Below are 20,958 nucleotides of genomic sequence, written 5' to 3'. Positions count from 1 at the left end.
GCCTCGCGCGGAGTGGCACACGGCGGGGCGCGGGAGCGGGACGCGGAAGGGTGCGGCGCGGCGCGGGAGCGGGACGCGGAAGGGGCGCGCGGCGGGTGCCGCGCGCCCCTTCCGGGCAGTTTCCTACCGGGTCACAGACCCAGCTCGGCCTCGAAGTTGCCGGCCTCCAGCCGCTCCTTGACCGTGACCAGGAAGCGGGCCGCGTCGGCGCCGTCGATCAGCCGGTGGTCGTAGGACATGGCCAGGTAGACCATCGACCGGACCGCGACGACCTCGCCCAGCTCCGGGTCGTTGACCACGACCGGACGCTTGACCACGGCACCCGTGCCGAGCATCGCCGACTGCGGCGACGGCACGATCGGGGTGTCGAAGAGCGCGCCCCGGCTGCCGGTGTTGGTCAGCGTGAAGGTCGCCCCGGCGATCTCGTCCGGGCTGATCTTGTTGGTCCGGGTGCGCTCGGCCAGGTCGGCGACCCGCTTGGCGATGCCGCCGAGGTTGAGGTCACCGGCGTTGTGGATGACCGGCACCAGCAGCCCGCGCTCGGTGTCCACGGCGATGCCGAGGTGCTCCGCGTCCGGGTAGGTGATCGTCCCGGCGTCGAGGTCCATGCTGGCATTGACGATCGGGTGCGCCTGCAGGGCCTCGATCGCCGCGAGGGCGAAGAACGGCAGGAACGACAGCTTGACCCCGTGCCGCTGCTGGAAGGAGTCCTTCGCCCGGGCCCGCAGCTTGGCGATCCGGGTGACGTCCACCTCGACCACCGTGGTCAGCTGCGCCATCTCGTGCAGCGACTGCTGCATCCGCTTGGCGATGGCCGCCCGGATCCGCGGCAGCTTCTCGGTGGTGCCACGCTTCGCGCTCGGCTGCGGCTTGGCGGCCGGCTTGGCGGCAGCGGCGGCGGCCGGCTGCTGCGCCGGGGCGGGGGCGGCCTTGGCGGCCTTCGCCTTCTCGGCCGCCTCCAGCACGTCCTGCTTGCGGATCCGGCCACCCACGCCGGTGCCGCTGATCGAGGACAGGTCGACGCCGTGCTCGGCGGCGAGCTTGCGTACCAGCGGGGTCACGTAGCCCGCGGCCTCCTCGCCGCCACCCTGGGCGGGGGCGGTCGGACGCTGCGGAGTCGGCGTCGGGGCGGCCGGCTGCGCCGCCTGCTCGGCCTTGGCCGGCTGCTGCGCGACCTCGGCCTCCGCGGCGGGCTCGTTGTACGACATGCCCGGGGTCGGCTCCTCGACCTTCGGCTCGGGCTTCGCCTCGGCCTTCGGCTCCGGCTTCGGCTCGGGCTTGGCCTCCGCCTTCGGCTCGGGCTTGGGCTCCGCCTTCGGCTCGGGCTTGGGCTCCGGCTTCGCCTCGGCCGGGGCGGCGCCGGCCGCACCGATGATCGCCAGGTCGGCCCCGACCTCGGCGGTCTCGTCCTCGGCCACCTTGATCTCCAGCACGGTGCCGGCGACCGGGGACGGGATCTCGGTGTCCACCTTGTCGGTGGAGACCTCCAGCAGCGGCTCGTCCACCTCGACGGTCTCGCCGACCTGCTTGAGCCAGCGGGTGACCGTACCCTCGGTGACGCTCTCGCCCAGGGCCGGCATCTTCACCGGGGTGCCCTCGCCCGACGGCGCGGGGGCGGCCTGCGCCTGCGGCTCCGCCGGGGCCGGCTGCTCCTGCTCCGGCTCCGGGCCGGTGCCCTCGGCGGCGGCCGTCGGCTCGGCGGCCGGCTCGGCCTCCTGGGCCGGGGCGGCCTCGCCGCCACCGGCCTGCTCGCCCTCACCGGCGATGACGGCCAGCTCGCTGCCCACCTCGGCGGTCTCGTCCTCGCCGACCACGATCCGGCTCAGCACGCCCGCCGCCGGGGACGGGATCTCGGTGTCGACCTTGTCGGTCGACACCTCGAGCAGCGGCTCGTCGACCTCGACGGTGTCGCCCTCCTGCTTGAGCCAGCGGGTGACGGTGCCCTCGGTGACGCTCTCGCCGAGCCGAGGCATGGTGACCGATACCGGCATCTTCTAAGACTCCTTCATTCCCCTGGTGCGATCACGCCCGTCTGCCGCCGGACGCCGCGGAATCACTTCTCGATCAGGCGTGCGCGTGCAGCGGCTTGCCGGCCAGGGCCAGGTGCGCCTCGCCCAGGGCCTCGTTCTGCGTCGGGTGGGCGTGCACGAGCTGCGCCACCTCGGCCGGGTAGGCCTCCCAGTTGTAGATGAGCTGGGCCTCGCCGATCAGCTCGCCGACCCGGGCGCCGACCATGTGCACGCCGACGACCGGACCGTCCTCCACCCGCACCAGCTTCACGAAGCCGGTGGTCTTGAGGATCTGGCTCTTGCCGTTGCCGCCCAGGTTGTAGTTGTAGCTCTTGACCTTGTCGGCCCCGTACTGCTCCTTGGCCTTCGCCTCGGTCAGCCCCACCGACGCCAGCTCCGGGTCGGAGTAGGTGACCCGCGGGATGCCGGCCTCGTCGATCACGGCCGGGTTCTGGCCGGCGATCTCCTCGGCGACGAAGATGCCCTGCTGGAAGCCGCGGTGGGCGAGCTGGAGGCCGGGCACGATGTCGCCGACCGCGTAGACGTTCGGCACGCTGGTGCGCAGCCGCTCGTCGGTCAGCACGTAGCCGCGGTCCATCTTGACGCCCTGCTCCTCGTACCCGAGGTTGGCGGTGTTGGGGCCGCGGCCCACGGCGACCAGCAGCAGCTCGGCCTCGACGGTCTCGCCGCCGGAGATGGTCAGCTTGACGCCGTTCTCGGTCTTCTCGACCTTCTCGAACGGCTTGCCGACCTTGAAGTTGATCTTCCGCTTGCGGAAGGCCCGCTCCAGCGCCTTCGACGACTCCTCGTCCTCGGCGGCGACCAGCCGGGGCAGCGCCTCGACGATGGTGACGTCCACGCCGAAGGACTTCCACACGCTGGCGAACTCCACGCCGATCACGCCGCCGCCGAGCACGATCACCGACGAGGGGACGCGGTCCAGGGTCAGGGCGTGGTCGCTGGTGATGATCCGCTCGCCGTCGACCTCCAGGCCGGGCAGGCTCTTCGCGTACGAGCCGGAGGCCAGGACGACGTTGCGGCCGGTGTAGCGCTTGCCGTCCACCTCGACGACGTTCTTGCCGACCAGCTTGCCGGCGCCCGCCACGAAGGTGATGTTCTTCGCGCTGCCCACCAGGCCCTGCAGGCCCTTGTACAGCCGGGAGACCACGCCGTCCTTGTACGAGTTCACCGCCGCCATGTCGATGCCGAGCAGCTCGGCCTTGACGCCGAACTGCTCCGACTCGCGGGTGGAGTCGGCGACCTCGGCCGCGTGCAGCAGGGCCTTGGTCGGGATGCAGCCGTTGTGCAGGCAGGTGCCCCCGAGCTTGCCCTTCTCGATCAGGGCGACGGAGAGGTTCAGCTGGGCGGCACGCAGCGCCGCCGCGTAGCCGCCGCTGCCACCTCCGAGAATGACGATGTCGAAGGTCGCTTCGTTCGGCTCGCTCACGTCCAACTCCCAGGTCGCGTCGCTGCATCGGGGGTCACGGCGGGGTAACAGGCACACCCCACCTCGGTCATCTTGTCACCACTGCGCACAGCGCGCGTAGTGAGGTGCCCAACGACACGTCGCCGACACGTACGCTTGGCACCGACTTCGATGACGCACGGGGGAGGAGAGAAGTCGGGTGGGGTTCTTCCGACGACGTAAGAAGGCGGTCGGTGTCAGCCGTGACCGCCCCGCCGACCGCGCCGACCTCGACCATCTCGAGAACTTCGTCCGCACCCGGCGTGGGGTCGAGGCGTACATCGAGCCGCGGACCACGGTCACCGAGACCACCGTCATCCTGATCGCCGACGACGGGGAGTGGACCCGCCGACGCGTCGAGGGCCCCGAGGGCGCCCGACGCTTCGCCCACCGGCTCGCCATCCCGATCTACGACGTCCGGCTGATGGGCTATCCGCAGCGCATGCGCGACTACAACGAACGCCGCAAGCGCCGCCCCGAACTCTTCTGACCCACCCACCCACCCGTCGCCGCACCGCGCCCGCCCCTCGCCGTCGACCGGCTGCAATTTCACGGAAAGAGTGGCCATTCCGCGCGGAATGGCCACTCTTTCCGTGAAATAGTGCGGATCTTGGGCTGCCGTCGCGGGCGGTGGGGCGGTGGGGCGGTGGGGGTGTGCGGGCAGGGGGTGGGAGTGGGCAAGTGGGGAATGGCGACGGGGCGCCTCCCCGGAGGGAGGCGCCCCGTCGTGGTGTCGGGAACCCGTCAGCCGTTGGCGGCGACGTCCTCGACGAGCTGCACCAGGGTCCGGACCGGGACGCCGGTGCCGCCCTTGGTCCAGTAGCCGGTCGCCTCACCCGAGTGGTAGCCCGGGCCGGCGATGTCGATGTGCGCCCACGCCACCTCCTCGGTGACGAACTCGCGCAGGAAGACCCCGCCCTGGAGCATGTGACCGGCCCGGTCCATGCCCGCGTTGACCTGGGAGATGTCCGCGACGTCGGAGTCCATGCCCTTGCGTACGTCGTCCGGCAGCGGCATCGGCCAGGCCGGCTCGCCGACGGAGTCGCCGACGACCCGGACGCGCTCGCACAGCTCCGGGGTGCCCATCACGCCGGCGATCCGCTTGCCGAGCGCGACGACCTGACCGCCGGTCAGGGTGGAGGTCTCGAACAGGTAGTCGGTGCCGTCCTCGCAGGCCCGGGCCATCGCGTCGGCGAGGATCATCCGGCCCTCGGCGTCGGTGTTGAGCACCTCGACCCTCTTGCCGTTGTACATGGTGATCACGTCGCCCGGGCGGTAGCTGGTGCCCGACGGCATGTTCTCCGCCATCGGCAGGTACGCGGTCACCGCCACCGACGGCCGCACCGCGGCGATCGCCAGCATCGCGGCGCCCACCGCGGCGGCCCCGGCCATGTCGGACTTCATCTCCCACATGCCCTGCGCCGGCTTGATCGAGATGCCGCCGGTGTCGAAGGTGATGCCCTTGCCGACCAGCGCCACCCGCTTGCCGTTGCCGCCGCCGGACGGCGTGTAGGTGAGCTTGACCAGGCGCGGCGGGGCCTCCGAGCCCTGGCCGACGGCGATGATGCCGCCGTACCCGCCGGCGCGCAGCGCCGCCTCGTCGAGCACCTCGACCCCGAGCCCGGCCGCGCGGGCGGCCTCGGCGACCGCCTCGGCGAAGGCCGGCGGACGCAGCTCGTTCGGGGCGGTGTTCACCCAGTCGCGGCTGGTCCGCACCGCACCGGCGACCGCGGTGGCCCGCTCGATCTCGCCGCGGGCGGTGGTGTCGGCGGCGTCCGGCACGGCGATCAGCACCTCGGTGACCGGTTCGCGGCGGGTCGGCTGCGGCTTGGTCTTGTATCCGGCGAACCGGTAGCCGCCCAGCAGCGCACCCTCGGCGACGGCGCGCAGCGCGGCCGGGGCGTCGGCGTCGTCGGGCAGCGGCAGGGTCAGCGCCACGCGCGCGGCGCCGGCGAGCGCCCGGACGACCGCGCCGGCGGCCCGGCGAAGCGTCTCCGGGGCCGGGGCGGCGCCGGTCGGCTCGGGACCGAGTCCGACGGCGGCGACGACCGGGGCGGTGACGGTGCCCAGCGTGGCCAGCTTGGTCACCTCGCCCGGAGCGCCGGTCGCGCCGAGCAGCGCCAGCGTCTCGGTCAGCTTGCCGTCGAAGGCGGCGGCGATGCTCTCCGCGCCGCTGGCCAGCAGCAGGGTGCCGGCGAGGCCGCTCGTGGCGTCCTGCTCTCCGGTCTGGCTGTGCACGCCGATCACGATCGCGTCGACGGCAAGCTCGGCGGGGTCGGTGTCGACCAGGCTCAGGGTGGTGCTGGGCGATGTCACTGAAGCTACTCCGGGCGGGCCGGGCCGGTCGCGTCGTCGCGTACCGGCGATGAAGGTCTTCCGGCGGCAACCTACCCGCCGGAAGCATGGCTGTCCCGCGGAACACTGTCCCGACGGGTCCCGCCGATGCTAACCAGCGGTGCAGCTCCCGGTAAGTTCCCACCCATGACGGACGTGACCCCCGACGCCGCCGCGACCCGGCTGCGCCGTTCCCCGCTGCACGAGCGGCACACCGCTCTCGGCGCCAAGTTCGCCCCCTTCGGGGGCTGGGAGATGCCGCTGGAGTACGCCGGCGGCGGCGTGCTGAAGGAGCACACGGCGGTGCGTACCGCCGTGGGCGTCTTCGACGTGTCGCACCTGGGCAAGGCGCGGATCACCGGGCCCGGCGCGGCCGGGTTCGTCAACTCCTGCCTCAGCAACGACCTGGGCCGGATCGGGCCGGGCCGGGCGCAGTACACGCTCTGCTGCGACGACGCGACCGGCGGCGTGGTGGACGACATCATCGCCTACCTGCACGCCGACGACCACGTCTTCCTCATCCCGAACGCGGCGAACACCGCCGAGGTGGTACGCCGGCTGCGCGCCGCCGCGCCGGCCGGGATCACCGTCACCGACGAACACGAGGCGTACGCGGTGCTGGCCGTGCAGGGCCCGCGCTCGGCGGAGCTGCTCGCCGCGTTGGGCCTGCCGACGGAGCACGGCTACATGAGCTTCTCCCCGGCCACCCTGGCCGGCGCCGAGCTGACCGTCTGCCGCACCGGGTACACCGGCGAGCTGGGCTACGAGCTGGTGGTGCCCGCCGAGCACGCCGTGGCGGTCTGGGACGCGCTCTTCGCCGCCGGTGTCGAGCTGCGGGCGTGCGGGCTGGGCGCCCGGGACACGCTGCGCACCGAGATGGGCTACCCGCTGCACGGGCAGGACCTGTCGCTGGAGATCACCCCGGTGCAGGCCCGCTCCGGCTGGGCGGTCGGCTGGGACAAGCCGGCGTTCTGGGGGCGCGACGTGCTGCTCGCGGAGAAGGCCGCCGGCCCTCGGCGTACGCTGCGCGGCCTGGAGGCGGTCGACCGGGCCATCCCGCGCGCCGGCATGGCCGTGTACGCGGGCGGCGCGCAGGTCGGCACGATCACCAGCGGCACCTTCAGCCCGACGAAGAAGCAGGGCATCGCCCTGGCCCTGCTCGACACCGACCCGAAGCTCGCCGACGGCGATGTCGTCGAGGTCGACATCCGGGGCCGCCGCGCCCAGATGCGGGTCACCCGGCCCCCCTTCGTCCAGCCCTCGGTCAAGAGCTGACCCGACCCCCCCGCACGGCCCTCCCGCCGCACCCCCTCGCCGTTGACCATGAAGTTATCGCCTCCTCGCCCGGCGTGTCAGGGCGATAACTTCATGATCACCGCAGGTGGTGGGCGCGGACGGCGCGGTGGGGTGGGGTCAGTGGGAGGGGTGGGGGCGTTCGCCGGCGTCCAGGACGGCCTGGGTCCAGCCGCCCTCGATCACGCCGGTGCCGTCCAGCAGGGCCCAGTCGACGACGTCCGCGGACTCCACCACGACCGGGGAGCCGATCCGCACCGTCGGGTCGGTGTTGGCGTCGCTGGCGCTCGCCCCGACGATCCGCTCCGGCGTCTCCCACGAGGTCACCCCCGCCCATACGTACTCGGGGCCCTCGTCGCCGGGGAGGCCGTACTTCACCACGAGCTGTGACTCCGGGGGGAGCTGACCGGCGAGGAACCGGGCCCGGATGTCGTCCAGACCGGCCCGCGCGGTGGCGACCGCCCGGCTCATCGCGTCACCCGAGCGGGCGTACCGGACGTCGGGCTGGATGCCGGAGAAGAGCGTGGCGCAGGCCGCCGCGAAGTACTTCCCGTCCGGTCCCGGGTGCCCGGGCGGCGGGCGCAGGCTGAGGAACGAGTCGGCCTCCGGGTCGGTGGCCGGGTCCAGCTCCAGCCGCAGCAGCACCGGGGCCGTCGCGCCGTGCTGCTCCGGATTGCCGTACGCCACCGCGATGTCGTGCCCGGTCACCGTGGCCAGCACCGGCAGCTGCACGAACGCCGGCACCTCCTCGCCGGCCAGCCCGTCGGTCCAGTCCCGCAGCAGCCGGCGGGCCGCCCCGGTCATCACCGCGCCCCAGGCCCGGGTGAGGTGGTCCGGCACGCCCTGGGTCTGCAACTCCAGCAGCCCGAAGCGGCGCAGCCCCTTGGTGGTGAACCAGAGCCCCTCCGCGTCCGAGGAGTACGGCACCAGCACCCAGTCGACGAGGCGTACCCGGCCGTGCTCGTCGGGCAGCGAGCGCAGCGCCGTCGCCGGGTCGAGGAACTGCAGGCCGAAGACGTCCACCACGTCGCCGTCGACGGACTCGGCGACCGCGGCGGCGACCGCCCGGGCCGCCCACTCGTGCGCCGGCGGCCAGCCCGGCCGGTACTCGGCCTGCACCACCACCAGGTGGCTCGCCGCGGCCAGCCGGCCCAGCTGCGCCTCGGTGGCCCCGAACGCGGTGAGCAGGTCCGGCGGCAGCTGCGGGAACTCGTCGATCGACCGGGTGTCCACGCTCATCAGCGGACTGTCCAGCATCTGCGTCGCCAGCCCGTGCACCGGCGGGGCCAGCCGTCCCTTGAGGGCCCGCACCGCGGTCTTCGGGCTCACCCGGGGCAACCCCGCCATCGGCACCAGGTAGGTCGCGCTCAGCGACTCCGGCACCGGGACCGGCAGGAAGTCGTCCGTGATGAGCATGCGTCCCCCAGTGCGCCGCGCCGGTGCCGTCGGGGCAAACGCTACCCGCCGCCGCGCGTCGTGTTCAGCCGGACAGCACGACCCCGAGGTAGACCAGCGTGGTGACCAGCTCCACGCCGGCCCCGAGCACGTCGCCGGTGACGCCGCCGAGCCGGCGTACCACGTGGCGCAGCAGCCCGACCGCGACGGCGAGCGCGACCAGCACGGCCAGCGGCCCCTGCCACGGGCGACCCGGCGCCGCCGGGACCGCCGCCAGCGCGACGGCGACCGTGCCCGCCACCAGCGCCACCGGGCCCACCGTGCCGGCGACCAGCGCGCCGAGCCCGTCCGGCCGGGCCGCCGGCACCCCACGCCGGCAGGCGAAGGCCACCGCGAGCCGGCCCGCCGCCGTCGCGGCGACCACGCCCGCGAGCGCCGCCGGCCACGACCGACCGGCCAGCTCCGCGAGCGCCGCCGTCTGCAGCAGCAGTACGACCACCAGCGCGACCACCCCGAACGGCCCCACGTCCGGCTTCTTCATGATCTCCAGCGCCGCCGCTCCCCGCCGGTACGACCCCAGCGCGTCCACGGTGTCGGCGAGCCCGTCCAGGTGCAGGCCCCGGGTGGCCAGGGCGGCGCAGCCCACCGTCACCCCGGCGGCCACCAGCGGCGGGGCGAACGCGCCCGACAGCAGCAGCACCCCGGCCAGCGCCGCGCCGAGCAGCGCCCCGACCAGCGGGGCGAGCGCCATCGCCCGGCCGGCCACCGCCCGGTCGATCCGACCGGCGCGCACCGGCACCGTGGTGAAGGTGGTCAGCGCCAACCGCAGGGCGTCGGCGCGGCCCGGCTCAGCCGGCACGCCGGCCGGACGGGTCCCGCTCCGGTGGGCCGGTGGGGCCGGCCGGCTCGGGCTCGGTGAAGTCCGGTTCGGTGGTGGTCGGGCCGGGCCCGGCGGGCTCCGGCTCGGCGAAGTCGGGCTCCGACGTGGTCGTCGGCCCCGGCCCGGCCGGCTCGGGCTCGGTGAAGTCCGGCTCGTCGACGTCCGGCCCGCCCAGCCGTGGGTGGGTGGGCAGCCCGGCGGCCAGCGACAGCACCGAGCGCAGCAACGGCAGCGCCGCCAGCGCGTTCGCCCCCTCGCCGAGGCCCAGCCGCAGGTCGAGCAGGGGGGTCAGGCCGAGCACGTCGGCGGCGAGCCGGATCGCCGGGTGACCGCCGTGGTCGGCCAGCAGGCACCAGTGCCGGGCCTGCCCGGCCAGGTCACGGCTGATCATGCCGGCGGCGAGGCCGACCGGGCCGTCCAGCATCACCGGCAGCCGGCGGGCGGTCGCGCCGAGCAGCACGCCGGTGGCCACGGCGACGTCCCCGCCACCCAGCTCGGCCAGCACGTCCTTCGCGTCGCGCGGGGAGCGGCGGGTGCGGTGCAGCGCGTCCCGCACCGCCGCGCAGCGCACCATCCAGGCCGCGTCGTCGATCTCGCCGTCGGCGGTGACCACCCGGCCGAGCACCGCCGGGGCCTCCGCGCCGGCGGTCGCGGCGAGCACCGCGGCGGCCGCCGCCTCGGTGCCCGCGCCGCACGCCCCCAGCACCAGCAGTTGTACGCCCGCGTCCGCGGCCTCCTCGGCCAGTCGCCAGCCGTACCGCAGGGCCGACTCGACGGCAGCGGCCCCCAGCGCCGGCTCCTGCTCCATCGGCGCGGACGACGGGGCGTCCACCACCTGGAGGCTCGCGCCGATCTCGGCGGCCAGGCGGGCCAGGGTGCCCCGGCCGGCGCGGGCCTGCCGGGCGAGACGGGACGACTCACCGGGCGGAGCTCCGGCGGCGGCCCCGCCGGTGTGGTCGCCGTGCAGCAGCAGCACCCGCACCGCCGACCAGGGGACGGGGGTGGGGGTGCCCTGGGTGGCGGCGGCGAAGCCGACCACCCGCGCCAGCGCCCCGAAGCCGGCGCCCGGCACGTCCAGCGTGCCGAGCCGGTCGACCGCCTGCGGCCCGGCGTACTCGTCGGGCATCGGCAGCTCCATGCCGGGCTGGATGACCAGGCCGGTGGCGACCATCGGCAGGGCCATGGTGGGCGCGGCCCAGGTGGTGCCGTCGGCCTGTGCCGCCGGGGCCGGCACGGCCGGAGCCTCGGGGGTCAGCACGTCGGGCAGGGGCGTGTGCGCCTCGGGGGTCGGCGACTCCGGCAGGGACGGCTGCGCCTCGGGGACGGTCGGCGGCGTCCCGGTCGCGCCCCGCACGGCGGGACGGGCCTGCGCGGGCACGTCGACCGCCCGCGCGGCGGCGGCCGGCTTGAGCCAGACCGGCTGGCCGGCGACCACCAGCGCCACCGCGTCGCAGGCGTTGGCGACGGCCCGGTTCGCCGCGCCGAGGGCGTCGGTGAACGCCCGGCCCAGCGGGGTGGTCGGCACCAGCGACAGCCCCACCTCGGGGCTGACCAGCACCACCCGCGCCTCGGTGTCGCGTACCGCCGCCGCCAGTTCGGCCACCGTGGCCACGTCGTCGGCGGGCTGGTGGGCCGGGTCGAGCAGCACGGTCACCCAGCCGCCCAGGTCGTCCACGAGCAGCGTCTCGTTCGGCCCGGCGGCGGCGAGCACATCGGCCAGCCGGCGCGGGTCCGCCGCGGTCTCCTCGGTGGTCCAACCGCCCGGTCGGCGTTCCCGGTGAGCCGCCAGCCGGGCGGCCCACTCGGTGTCCTCCGGGTCGCCGGCGGCTGCGGTCGCCACGTACCGCACCGTCGGCGCGTCGGCCACCAGGGACTCGGCGAACTCCGACTTGCCCGAGCGGATGCCGCCGAGCACCAGGACCGTCTTCCACCCGTCAACGGACATGCCCGTACCTTAAGGCCGCCCGACGCGTCGCCGCCGGGCGGCCCGGACTCAACCGCAGTGCTCGAAACCGCTGCCGTAGCTGGCGCCGCCGGTCGCGCCGCCCCACTTCACGCAGGTGCCGGCGGCCCCGGCCCGGACCGGTCCGGCGTAGTACTCGAACGTGCCGCTGTCGGTGCTGCGGGGCTTGCCCTGCACCTCCAGGTACGCCGACGCGGTGGTCCGCTCGCCGACCGCCGTGTCCTTCATGGTGACCACGCAGTTCGCCTTGACCGTGCCGTTCCACAGCAGGTACACCCGGCCCTTGCGGACGCCGCCGGAGGTCAGCGTCGCCGAGTCGACGACCTGGTAGCCGCTGCCGCAGACCTGCGCCGGGGTGTACGGGTTCTTCCGCTGCGGTTCGCCGGTGGTCGGACCCGGCTGCGGGGCGGTGCTGGTGGACGGGCCGGCCGCGGGCTCTCCGCCGGGGCGCGGGCCGGCCGTCCCGGTGGTGCCGGCGGTCGGGGCCGCCGAAGCCGACCGGGTGCCGGTGCCGCTCGCGCCGGGCCTCGGCGGCGCGCTGCGCGTGCCGCTCGCCTCCGGTACCGGCTGCGGGACCACCGCCGGCGCCGACCCTTCCGGCAGCGCCGTGCCGCCGCCCCGGGCCGGCTCGTCCGGTTGCAGCGCCACCACCGCGCCGACCCCGGCCAGCAGGGCCACCACCGCTCCCGCCACCCCGGCCAGCGCCATCCGGCGCCGCCGGACCCCGCCGCCGGCCGGGTCCTCCCGGGTCGGGCTGGTCTCCGTCGCCGCGTACCGGCTCGGGTAGCCCGCCGGTGGCGTCGCCTGCTGCCCACCCGTCACGCCCGGGTACGGCCCGCCCGGGTACGGCTGTCCGCCGGCCGGGAACGGCGGGGCGGGCGGCTGTCCGGCCGGAGCGGGCGCGCCCGGCGGCGGTGCGGCGAGCGCGCCGCTCTGCTGCCACGGGGGCGCCACGACGCCGGGAGCGACGCCGGCCTGCGCGGCGGCAGCGCCCGGGTGTCCCGGTCCGCCGGGCTGACCGGTGCGGGCCGGTCCGTCGACTGCCAGGGACGGGCCGGCGGCGACCGATCCCCCCGACGGGTCGCCCTCGGCCGGTGCGCCGGACGGGACCGCGCCGGACGGGACCGCGCCGGACGGGACCGTGCCGGACGGGGTCGGTGGGTCGGACGGGACGGGCGGCGTGGGCAGGGCGGGACCCTCCAGCGCCCACGGCGGTCGCGGCGGCGCCGCCAGCACGGCGAGCGTGGCATCGCGGGCGTCCAGGGCGCCGTCGGCCAGGGCCGCCGCGCTGGGCCACCGGTCGCCCGGGCTCTTGGCCAGCGCCCGTTCGATCACCGCCGCCACCGCGGGCGGGGTGCCCGGGGGCAGCGGCGCCGGCTCGTCCTGGGCGTGCCGCAGGGCCACCTGCAGCGGGTTCTCCCCGGCGAATGGCGGCTGCCCGGCCAGGCAGTAGTACGCCACCGCGCCGAGCGCGTAGACGTCCGTGGCCGCCGAGACGGGCTGTCCGGTCGCCTGCTCCGGTGACATGTACGAGGCGGTGCCCAGCACCATGTGCGCCGCGGTGAGCGAGGCCATGGTGCTGGAGCGGGCGATGCCGAAGTCGACCAGCACCACCGTCCCGTCCCGCTTGACCAGCAGGTTGCCCGGCTTGACGTCGCGGTGCACGATGCCGGCGGCGTGCGCGGCGTGCAGCGCGGCGGCGGCCTGGGCCACCACGGACATGGTCGACGCCGGGTCGAGCCGGCCGGCCCGCCGGACCCAGGTGACCAGCGGCTCCCCGTCTACGTACTCCATCACCAGGTAGCTGACCTCGCTGCCGTCGGCGAGCGTCGCCGAGCCGAAGTCGTGCACCGCGACGATGCCGGGGTGCCGCAGCGCGGCCATCATCCGGGCCTCGGCGTGGAAGCGGGTGGTGAACTCGGGATCCTCGACCAGCGACGGCAGCAGCACCTTCACCGCGACCTCCCGGTCGAGCAGGGTGTCGAGGCACCGCCAGACCGCGCCCATGCCACCGGTCGCCACACGTTCGCTCAGCCGGTACCGGTTGCTGAGCACCACTCCTTGAGTCAGCACCGCGCCACCGTACCGGCCGGTGGCGCTGCCGGTGATCACCCGGCGGCCCCTCCCGGCCCGGGTGAGCGTCGCGCCGTCGGGCAGGGAGCCGACTACGCTTGCGGGGTCCGTCCCGGGGACGGTGGAGCGGCGAGGGGAGACGCGGCATGGCGTGGAGCTGGCGGTACGAGGGCGCGGACGGCGCGACGGTCGAGGGGCCGACGGAGTCGTTCGGCAGCCAGGCGGACGCCGAATCGTGGATCGGCCAGACCTGGCGGGAGCTCGCGGCGTCCGGCGTCACCTCGGTCGCGCTCGTCGAGGACGACCGGGTCGAGTACCGGATGAGCCTGCTGCCGACGGCGGAGTGATGGCGTACGACCGCCCGGGGGAGCCGCTGGTGCTCGGCGTACCCCGGGCGGCGTTCCGCCCCAGCCCGGTCTTCCTCGCCCTGGTCGCGCTCTTCGTGGCCAGCGGGGTGATGACCTGGAACGGGTTCGGCAACGTCCGGTTCGACGTGTTCCTCTTCGTGGTGTCGGGCTGGCTGGTCTCGCTCTGCCTGCACGAGTACGCCCACGCGGTGGTCGCGTTCCGGGCCGGCGACCGGGACATCGCCCACCGGGGCTACCTGACGTTGAACCCGCTCAAGTACACCCACCCGCTGCTGTCGATCGTGCTGCCCGTGGTGGTGGTGCTGCTCGGCGGCATCGGCCTGCCCGGCGGCGCGGTCTGGGTGGACCGGCACGCCATCCCGGGCCGGCTGCGGCACACCCTGGTCAGCCTCGCCGGCCCGGCCACCAACGTGCTGTTCACCCTGGTGCTGGTGGCCGCGCTGCGAGTCGGCAGCGAGGCGTTCGGCGGGCCGGTCGAGTTCTGGGCCGGACTGGCGCTGCTGGCGTTCCTCCAGCTCACTGCGAGCCTGCTCAACCTGCTGCCGGTGCCCGGCCTGGACGGCGGCAACATGATCCAGCCCTGGCTGAGCCCGCAGTACCGCCGGATGTACGACCTGTTCGCCCCGTACGGCTTCATCCTGCTCTTCGCGCTGCTGTGGAACCCGCGCATCGGCGGCTGGTTCTTCGACGCGGTCTTCGCCATCGGTGACCTGCTCGGCCTGCCGCCCTGGCTCTACGGGCTGGGCCTGGAGCTGATCCGCTTCTGGCAGGGCTGACCGCCGGTCACCGCCTGCCGGTCACCGCCTGCCGGTCGACGCGTCGGCCGCCGCACGTCTGCGACACCGTCTCCGGCGCTCGGGGTGAGGGTTGCGGACGCTACGGACCTGATCGCACGGATGGATCGGCGGAGCACCGATCCATCCGTGAGTTCAAGTCTGTAGCGCCCACACTTCCTCCCGTCGGAAGGTGGTCGGGCCGGTCACGCGGTCCCGGCTTCGTGGTCGCGTCATGCTCCCGTCACGCAGTCCCGGTCTGTGCCGGCCGGGCCTGCGCAGTTCCGGCCGCGCCGGCACCACACCACCCCGCTGACGCCGGCACGGCCGTAGGCACCGCACGGTTCCGACGAGGTGGCGCGCACCGGCACGCCGCACCGCTACGACGGCCCGATCGGGCCGACGCCTGTGCCGCCGGGAGCCGCCGCGCAGCGGCGGGGCGCGTCAGGCCCGGCGTACCCGGGAACCGGCGTACCCGGGAAGGGGCCGGACCGGCGCGGAGGCCGCGCCGGTCCGGCAGGGTGTCACGGACGCTGGGCCGGGCTCTCGGTCTTGGCCGCGTCCCGCTCGGTGACCGGCTCGACGATCTCGTCGATCGCCTTGAGCAGGTCGGCGTCGAGCTTCACACCGGACGCCTTGACGTTGTCGTGCACCTGCTCCGGCCGCGACGCCCCGATGATCGCCGAGGCCACGTTCGGGTTCTGCAGCACCCAGGCGACGGCGAGCTGCGGCATGGTCAGCCCGGCCTGCTCCGCGAGGGGCTTGAGCCGCTGCACCCGGGTCAGCACCTCGTCGGTCAGCCACTGGGCGATGAACCCGGCGCCCGACTTCTCGTCGGTGGCCCGGGAGCCGGCCGGCGGCGGCTGCCCCGGCAGGTACTTGCCGGAGAGCACGCCCTGCGCCATCGGCGACCAGACGATCTGCGACACGCCCAGCTCCTCGCTGGCGGGCACGACCTCGGTCTCGATGACCCGCCACAGCATCGAGTACTGCGGCTGGTTGGAGACCAGCGGAATGCGCAGCTCCCGGGCCAGGGCGTGCGCCTCGCGGATCTGCGACGCCTTCCACTCGGAGACGCCGATGTAGTGCGCCTTGCCGGAGTGCACGACGTCGGCGAACGCCTCCATCGTCTCCTCCAGCGGAGTGCTGTAGTCGTAACGGTGGGCCTGGTAGAGGTCCACGTGGTCGGTGCGCAGCCGGCGCAGCGAACCGTTGATCGACTCCATGATGTGCTTGCGGGACAGGCCCCGGTCGTTGCGCCCCGGGCCGGTCGGCCAGTAGACCTTCGTGAAGATCTCCAGCCCCTCGCGACGCTCACCCGCCAGGGCCTTGCCGAGCACCTCCTCGGCCCGGGTGCCGGCGTACACGTCGGCGGTGTCGAAGGTGGTGATGCCGGTGTCCAGGGCGGCCCGGACACAGGCCAGCGCCGCCTCCTCCTCGACCTGGGAACCGTGGGTGATCCAGTTGCCGTACGAGATCTCGCTGACCATTAGGCCCGAGCGGCCTAGGTGTCGGAATTCCATGCGTCCGACCCTAGTCCGGTCCGATCATGACCACCCGTCGGCGCGGCGGCGGGGTGGCTCAGAGCACCGGGTGGGCGTCGGCCAGCAGCAGGTCGATCTCGGCCAGCACCGCGTCCCGGCCCGGGTGCACGGGGTCGATCAGCGACGCGCCGTGCCGGTCCAACGCGCCCCAGCGGCCGGTGCCGTCGGTGGCCAGGAAGGCCACCGGGTGGATCACCAGCGCCGGATGGGCCGGCGCCACCAGCACCTTCCCGGCGCGGTCCACCACGCCGCGCAGGCCGCCGACCTCCACCACGGCCAGCCCCTCGTCGGTGAACCCGTCCACCTGCCGGCCGTCGGCCAGCATCGTGCGGAAACCGTGGTAGCGGGGCGGGACGACCATCCGGCCGTCGCGGTTCACCGCGCCCCAGCCGCCCCGGCGGACCGCCGCCACGCCGCCCCGGAACGGACGTACCTCCTCGAAGCCGCCGTGCGTCACCTCGGTGCCGTCCGGCTCGATCGCCGTCCAGTCCGCGTCGCCGCCCCGGGACACCCAGGCCAGGCCGTTGGAGAAGGCGCGCACCGTCGCGTACGCCGGGGCGAGCAGGGTCGCACCGGTCTCGTCGAGCAGCTCCCAGCCCGGGGCGTCCGGGCGGCGCACCCAGGCCGTGCCCTCGGCGAAGGGCTGCGCCTCGGCGAAGGTGTAACCGATCACCAGCTCACCGTCGGCGTCCGCGTAACCCCACAGACCCAGGCCGCCGTCGAACGTGGGCACCGGTGAGCGGCGTCCGCGCAGCACCTCCTCCCGGGTCCGGGGGTACGGCCCGAAGCCGCCCCGGGCCGCCGCCCGCGCGTGCACGGCGTCCAGCGAGATCCTGATCCGCTCGGTCAGCTCCGGGTCGTCGGCGCGGCGCAGGTCCAACGCCCGCTCGAAGTGCTCGCACGCCTCCATCAGCCGGCCCTGGTCGTAGCAGGACCGCCCCGCGTGCTCGTGCAGGGCCGCGCGCAGCCGGTCCGGCAGCTCCGTCGAGTTGGCCTCGGCGAACAGCCGGTCGGCCTCGGCGTGCTCGCCCTTGCGGCGCAGCACCTCCGCCAGCCGGGCCCGGGCCAGGGCGGTCCGCCGCAGCTCCCCGGTCGCCTCGGCGTAGGTGAGGGCGAGCCGGCCGTCGGCGAGGGCGTCGTCCAGGTCGTCCACGACGCGGGAGACCACGGCACGCAGGCTCAGCAGCCGGGCCCGGGCCCGGTTGTCCAGGGAGACGCCGAGCTTCTCGGTCAGCCGCCGCCGGAGCGCCCGCAGCTCGTCCGGGTCGTCGACGACCTCGCACAGGGTGTCCTGGTCGAGCCGCCACCGGTACGCGGCCAGCACCTGCTCCGGGTCGCCCTGGGCGACGGTGGCGGTGGCCGGCGCACCGGCCACCGGAGCGGACTTCGGTGTCGACGGCGCGCTGTCCGGCGCGGTCGTCGTCGGCGCCGTGGCGGCCTGCGGAGCCGGCCCGTCCGTCGGGTGGTCCGCCGGGGCGACCGGGTGCGGGTCGGGCTGGTCCGCCGGCGTGGTGTTCCGCACCGAGGGTGCGCTCGCCGGACGCGGCGGCAGGACGGACGCCGAGGCGGCCGGCGACTCCGCCGGGTGCGTCTCGTCGTCGGGGGCCGGCTGCGCGGCGTCAACCCTGGTGGCCGCGTCCTCGGCCGGCTCCGGGCCGGGACCTCCGGCGGCCGCCGTGGAGCCCGGGTCGTGCTGGTCGACCGGTTCCTCGACGGTGGGGGTCGGCGCGGCGGTCGCGGTCGGCTCCGGGTCGTGTTGGTCGACCGGTTCCTCGGCGGTGGGGGTCGGCACGGTCGACGCCGGCTCCGACGACCCGGGAGCGGCCGTCGCGGAGACGGGGCGGAACGCCTCGTCGGTCGTCGTGGCGACCTCGTCGTCGGCTGCCCCGGGTCGCCGAACCGCCGGGTCCGTCTCCGACGGCGCACCGACGGCCGGCGGTGCGGAGACCTGGGCCGGGGGCGCGGAGACCTGGGCCGGTGGGGCGGACACCGGCCGGGCGGCCAGGGGAGGCCCGGAGACGGGTCGCCCGACCACCGGCGGCACCGGGGCGGCCGGCGGGGGAACGGGCTCCCCGGCGGCGTCGGCAGGCGCGGCCGGGCGCGGCGCCGCCTCGGGCGCCACAGGTGACGGCACCGGGGCAGGTGGGGCGGACACCGGGCGGGCGCTGACCGGCGGCGCCGTCCGGTTCTCCTGCGGATCCGCGACCGGGACGACCGGCGGGGTCGTGGCGGGCCAGACCACCGGCACCGGGCCGGCGTCCACCGGGTCGCGGGGAACCGCGCCGGTCGGCGGCCTCGGGCCCACCCCCGACGATCCATCGTCGTCCACGCCGTCGTGGCCGGCCGGCGTGGAGAGCGACGGTGGGGCCGGGCGGTCCGGGGCGGTGGCGGGACCGGGCGGGGCGGAGACGGGCCGGTCCGACCCCGACGTTCGGCCGGGAGTCGGCGGCGCGGCGTCGGCCGGCGACGCGTCCGGGTTCGCTGCCGGCGCGATCCCGGTCCGCTGCGAGGTCGGGGCCGGCGTCGTCCGAGTGGCGTCCGTGGGGGACTGGCGGGCAGCCGGGGCGCCGGAGGAGGCGCCCTGGTCGGCGGGGGCCCCGGTCGCCGGGGCGTCCTCGGACGGGGGTGGCGCCGGCTTGGCCGGGCGGAACCACGCCGCCGCGCTGTTGGGCACGGAGGTGCGGGCCGGGGGCGTCACGGGGGCGGGAGTGGGCGGCGGTGGGACGTACCGACGGGGGCGTTCCGGAGTGATCTCCAGGGCGGGACCGTCGGCCGCCCGTGCCGCGGGCTGCGGACCCGGCTCGCCGCCGGGGCCGCCGGAGACCGGGCGGGCGTCGGTGGACCTGTCGACGGGCGCGCCGGACGTCGGCCGGGGGACACCCGGACCGTCGGCGGTGGACCAGGTGACGGGCAGGTCGGTACGGGACCGGGCCTGGTCGGGGCGAGCGGGTGCGCCGGAGGTCGGCCGGGGGACACCCGGACCGTCGGCGGTGGACCACGTGACGGGCCGGGTGGGCGCGCCCGAGGTGGGGCGGGTGACGCCCGGACCGTCTGCGGTCCGGTCCGCCACGCGCCGGTCGACGGGTGCGCCGGAGGTGGGTCGGGGGACGCCCGGCCCGTCGGCCGTGGACCAGGTGACGGGCCGGTCGGAAACGGGTCGGGCGGGCGCGCCCGAGGTGGGCCGGGGGACACCGGGGCCGTCGGCCGTGGACCAGGTGACCGGTCGGGTGGGTGCGCCGGAGGTCGGCCGGGCGGTGGCCGGCCCGTCCGCGGTGGGTTGGGCGACGCCCCGGTTCGCAACGGGTGGCCGTCCGGCGTCGACGCCCGGCGGTACCGGCGGCCGGCCCGGGCCCGCCACGGGGACACCCGGGACGGGCGGACCGGACACCGGAGCGCCCGGGACGGGGACACCGGAGGTCGGCGCGGGGGAGATCGGGGCGGGTGAGACCGGCGCGCCGGAAACCGGACGGGCCGGCGTCCCCGGGCCCTGGCCGGGGCCCTGACCGTGGCGGTGGCCCTGACCGTGGCCGTGGTCGGGGCGGGTCGGCGGGACCGGCCCGGCGGTGCCGGGGACCGGGCCGCGCGCGGCGGGCCGGTCGTCGGGGCGGGCCGGCCGGGCGTCGGGCCCGGGCTCCGCCGGGCGGCGCTGGTCGGGACGGGGCTCCGGCCGGCGCGCGTACTCGGGCCGTGCCGGGCCGGGCCGGTGCCCGGCGTCACGGTCGCGGGTCCACGGCTCGCGGTACGCCTCGGCGGGCGGCACGGCCTCCCGTGGGCGCCGGTCCGGGTACGCCTCGGCCCGGCCGGACGACTCGCGCCAGGGGCCGCGCTCCTCGGCGCGCCGGCGCTCGTCGACGTACGGCCGCTCGTCCGGGCGGCGGTACCCGTCCGGCTGCGGAGGCGGGTCGCTGCGCCGCTGGTCGTCGTAGCCGCGCTGCGACCGCTCGTCCGGGCGGGGTGGCAGCCGGTGGCCGTCGTCGTACCCGTGCGGGCGGCGGTCGTCGTACCCGCGCGGGGCCGGCGGGCGGTCGTCGTGCTCGCGGCGGCGCTCGTCGTGCTCGCGGTAGCGGCCGGGGAACTCGTGGTCGGTGCGGCCCCGGTGGTCGCCGGGGACCGGCTCGCGGGCGTCGCGCCGCCGGTCGGGCCCGCCGCCGGCACGGTGCGACGGCAGCGCCTCGCCCGGCTCGGGCAGCCAACCGGGCTCACCACCCCGGACCGGCTCGGGCCGAGGGCCGGGGGAGACCGGGGTGACGCCGGCCGCGGGGCGCTGCGGCCGGCCGTCGTACCGGTCGGGGCCACCACGGTCGGGGGCGCCACGGTCGGGGGCGCCACGGTCGGGGGCGCCACGGTCGGGGGCGCCACGGTCGGGGGTGCCGCGGTCGCGGTGCCAGGCGGCCTCGCGAGAGCGTTCGGTGGGGCCGGGGCGCTGCTGCTCGGGGCGGCCGGCGTGCCGGTCCGGCTCGGGCTGGCGGCGTTCGCGTACCCAGATCCGCTCGCCGGCCGGCGGCCGGTACGGCTCGTCCTCGGGTCGTTCGTCGTCGACCGGGTGTCCGTTCCAGCGGGACAGGTCCTCGTCGTGGTCGGCCCAGGACCGCCCGAGGTACGTGCCGTCGGGGCGGGTCGGGGCGAGCGGGGGCACCTCGGCGCGGCCGACTGCGGCGGCGCGACCGCGCGCGGGCGGCGGGACGTGCCGGGAGCCGATGTCGCCGGGGTAGCGCTGGCCGGGAAACTGGGGGTGCCATTCGGTGGTCGGCTCCACCACCCAGGAGGGCTCGGCCGGGTCGTGCCAGCGGTAGCCGCTGCTCATCGAGGGCCCTCGACGTCGCGCGTGCGGCGCGGCCCGATGCCCGGCTCGCGTCGCTCG

General features: G+C 76.1%; 13 protein-coding genes. 4 read left to right on the top strand and 9 right to left on the bottom strand.

Annotated features, from left to right (window positions below):
• Positions 1-131: 131 nt before the first annotated feature.
• Both sucB and lpdA read right to left on the bottom strand, forming a co-directional pair.
• On the bottom strand, positions 132-1,991 hold the full coding sequence (gene sucB, locus ACPFP2_RS13715) for a 2-oxoglutarate dehydrogenase, E2 component, dihydrolipoamide succinyltransferase (RefSeq protein WP_424089529.1): 1,860 nt from the start codon (positions 1,989-1,991) through the stop codon (positions 132-134).
• Positions 1,992-2,064: 73 nt separating this feature from the next.
• Positions 2,065-3,456 carry a dihydrolipoyl dehydrogenase gene (gene lpdA, locus ACPFP2_RS13710; RefSeq protein WP_424089527.1) on the bottom strand — a complete coding sequence of 464 codons (1,392 nt, stop codon included), beginning with the start codon at positions 3,454-3,456 and terminating at the stop codon, positions 2,065-2,067.
• A 178-nt stretch (positions 3,457-3,634) separates the two neighbouring features.
• On the opposite strand from lpdA, the gene ACPFP2_RS13705 reads away from it, so the two are divergent.
• Positions 3,635-3,964 (top strand): hypothetical protein, encoded by a 330-nt coding sequence (locus tag ACPFP2_RS13705; RefSeq protein ID WP_424089526.1) that lies wholly within the window; start codon positions 3,635-3,637, stop codon positions 3,962-3,964.
• Positions 3,965-4,218: 254 nt separating this feature from the next.
• On the opposite strand, the gene ACPFP2_RS13700 is transcribed toward ACPFP2_RS13705, so the two are convergent.
• Positions 4,219-5,790 carry a leucyl aminopeptidase gene (locus tag ACPFP2_RS13700; RefSeq protein ID WP_424089525.1) on the bottom strand — a complete coding sequence of 524 codons (1,572 nt, stop codon included), beginning with the start codon at positions 5,788-5,790 and terminating at the stop codon, positions 4,219-4,221.
• A gap of 165 nt (positions 5,791-5,955) precedes the next feature.
• Here ACPFP2_RS13700 and gcvT point away from each other — a divergent pair, with 165 nt between their 5' ends.
• Positions 5,956-7,083: a glycine cleavage system aminomethyltransferase GcvT gene (gene gcvT, locus ACPFP2_RS13695; RefSeq protein WP_424089523.1), complete on the top strand. Its 1,128-nt coding sequence runs from the start codon at positions 5,956-5,958 to the stop codon at positions 7,081-7,083.
• A gap of 138 nt (positions 7,084-7,221) precedes the next feature.
• Here gcvT and ACPFP2_RS13690 read toward each other — a convergent pair whose 3' ends face one another.
• The 4 genes from ACPFP2_RS13690 to ACPFP2_RS13675 all read right to left on the bottom strand — a co-directional run bounded on the left by ACPFP2_RS13690 (position 7,222) and on the right by ACPFP2_RS13675 (position 13,412).
• Entirely contained in the window at positions 7,222-8,517 is a 1,296-nt protein-coding gene (locus ACPFP2_RS13690; RefSeq protein WP_424089521.1) for a DUF2314 domain-containing protein, read from the bottom strand.
• 64 nt (positions 8,518-8,581) lie between these two features.
• On the bottom strand, positions 8,582-9,355 hold the full coding sequence (cobS, locus tag ACPFP2_RS13685) for an adenosylcobinamide-GDP ribazoletransferase (protein ID WP_424089520.1): 774 nt from the start codon (positions 9,353-9,355) through the stop codon (positions 8,582-8,584).
• Entirely contained in the window at positions 9,345-11,321 is a 1,977-nt protein-coding gene (locus tag ACPFP2_RS13680) for a bifunctional adenosylcobinamide kinase/adenosylcobinamide-phosphate guanylyltransferase (protein WP_424089518.1), read from the bottom strand. The genes cobS and ACPFP2_RS13680 overlap by 11 nt, the downstream gene beginning before the upstream one ends.
• Positions 11,322-11,369: 48 nt before the next feature.
• Positions 11,370-13,412 (bottom strand): protein kinase domain-containing protein, encoded by a 2,043-nt coding sequence (locus tag ACPFP2_RS13675; protein ID WP_424089516.1) that lies wholly within the window; start codon positions 13,410-13,412, stop codon positions 11,370-11,372.
• Positions 13,413-13,558: 146 nt separating this feature from the next.
• Between ACPFP2_RS13675 and ACPFP2_RS13670 the strand changes: the two genes are divergently transcribed.
• Positions 13,559-13,759, top strand: coding sequence for a hypothetical protein (locus ACPFP2_RS13670; RefSeq protein WP_088975355.1), 201 nt, complete (start codon positions 13,559-13,561; stop codon positions 13,757-13,759).
• The gene (locus ACPFP2_RS13665) at positions 13,759-14,556 is read left to right on the top strand and encodes a site-2 protease family protein (protein WP_424089514.1); all 798 of its coding nucleotides are present in this window, start codon (positions 13,759-13,761) and stop codon (positions 14,554-14,556) included. The genes ACPFP2_RS13670 and ACPFP2_RS13665 overlap by 1 nt, the downstream gene beginning before the upstream one ends.
• Before the next feature lie 521 nt (positions 14,557-15,077).
• Here the strand turns inward: ACPFP2_RS13665 and ACPFP2_RS13660 are convergent.
• Positions 15,078-16,076 (bottom strand): aldo/keto reductase family protein, encoded by a 999-nt coding sequence (locus ACPFP2_RS13660; RefSeq protein WP_424089512.1) that lies wholly within the window; start codon positions 16,074-16,076, stop codon positions 15,078-15,080.
• 58 nt (positions 16,077-16,134) lie between these two features.
• The gene (locus ACPFP2_RS13655) at positions 16,135-20,901 is read right to left on the bottom strand and encodes a WG repeat-containing protein (RefSeq protein WP_424089511.1); all 4,767 of its coding nucleotides are present in this window, start codon (positions 20,899-20,901) and stop codon (positions 16,135-16,137) included.
• Positions 20,902-20,958: the final 57 nt, after the last annotated feature.

The sequence above is a fragment of the Micromonospora citrea genome, from assembly GCF_049629545.1.
In the GTDB taxonomy this organism is placed as follows: domain Bacteria; phylum Actinomycetota; class Actinomycetes; order Mycobacteriales; family Micromonosporaceae; genus Micromonospora; species Micromonospora citrea_A.
Note: the sequence above shows the minus strand (reverse complement) of the source record. Positions and strands in the feature narration are given on the sequence as shown.

Coding starts and splice junctions, on each gene's coding strand:
- ACPFP2_RS13670 (WP_088975355.1), top strand. CDS start 13,559: ATGGCGTGGAGCTGGCGGTACGAGGGCGCGGACGGCGCGACGGTCGAG.
- ACPFP2_RS13655 (WP_424089511.1), bottom strand. CDS start 20,901: ATGAGCAGCGGCTACCGCTGGCACGACCCGGCCGAGCCCTCCTGGGTG.
- ACPFP2_RS13665 (WP_424089514.1), top strand. CDS start 13,759: ATGGCGTACGACCGCCCGGGGGAGCCGCTGGTGCTCGGCGTACCCCGG.
- ACPFP2_RS13690 (WP_424089521.1), bottom strand. CDS start 8,517: ATGCTCATCACGGACGACTTCCTGCCGGTCCCGGTGCCGGAGTCGCTG.
- ACPFP2_RS13660 (WP_424089512.1), bottom strand. CDS start 16,076: ATGGAATTCCGACACCTAGGCCGCTCGGGCCTAATGGTCAGCGAGATC.
- sucB (WP_424089529.1), bottom strand. CDS start 1,991: ATGCCGGTATCGGTCACCATGCCTCGGCTCGGCGAGAGCGTCACCGAG.
- ACPFP2_RS13680 (WP_424089518.1), bottom strand. CDS start 11,321: ATGTCCGTTGACGGGTGGAAGACGGTCCTGGTGCTCGGCGGCATCCGC.
- gcvT (WP_424089523.1), top strand. CDS start 5,956: ATGACGGACGTGACCCCCGACGCCGCCGCGACCCGGCTGCGCCGTTCC.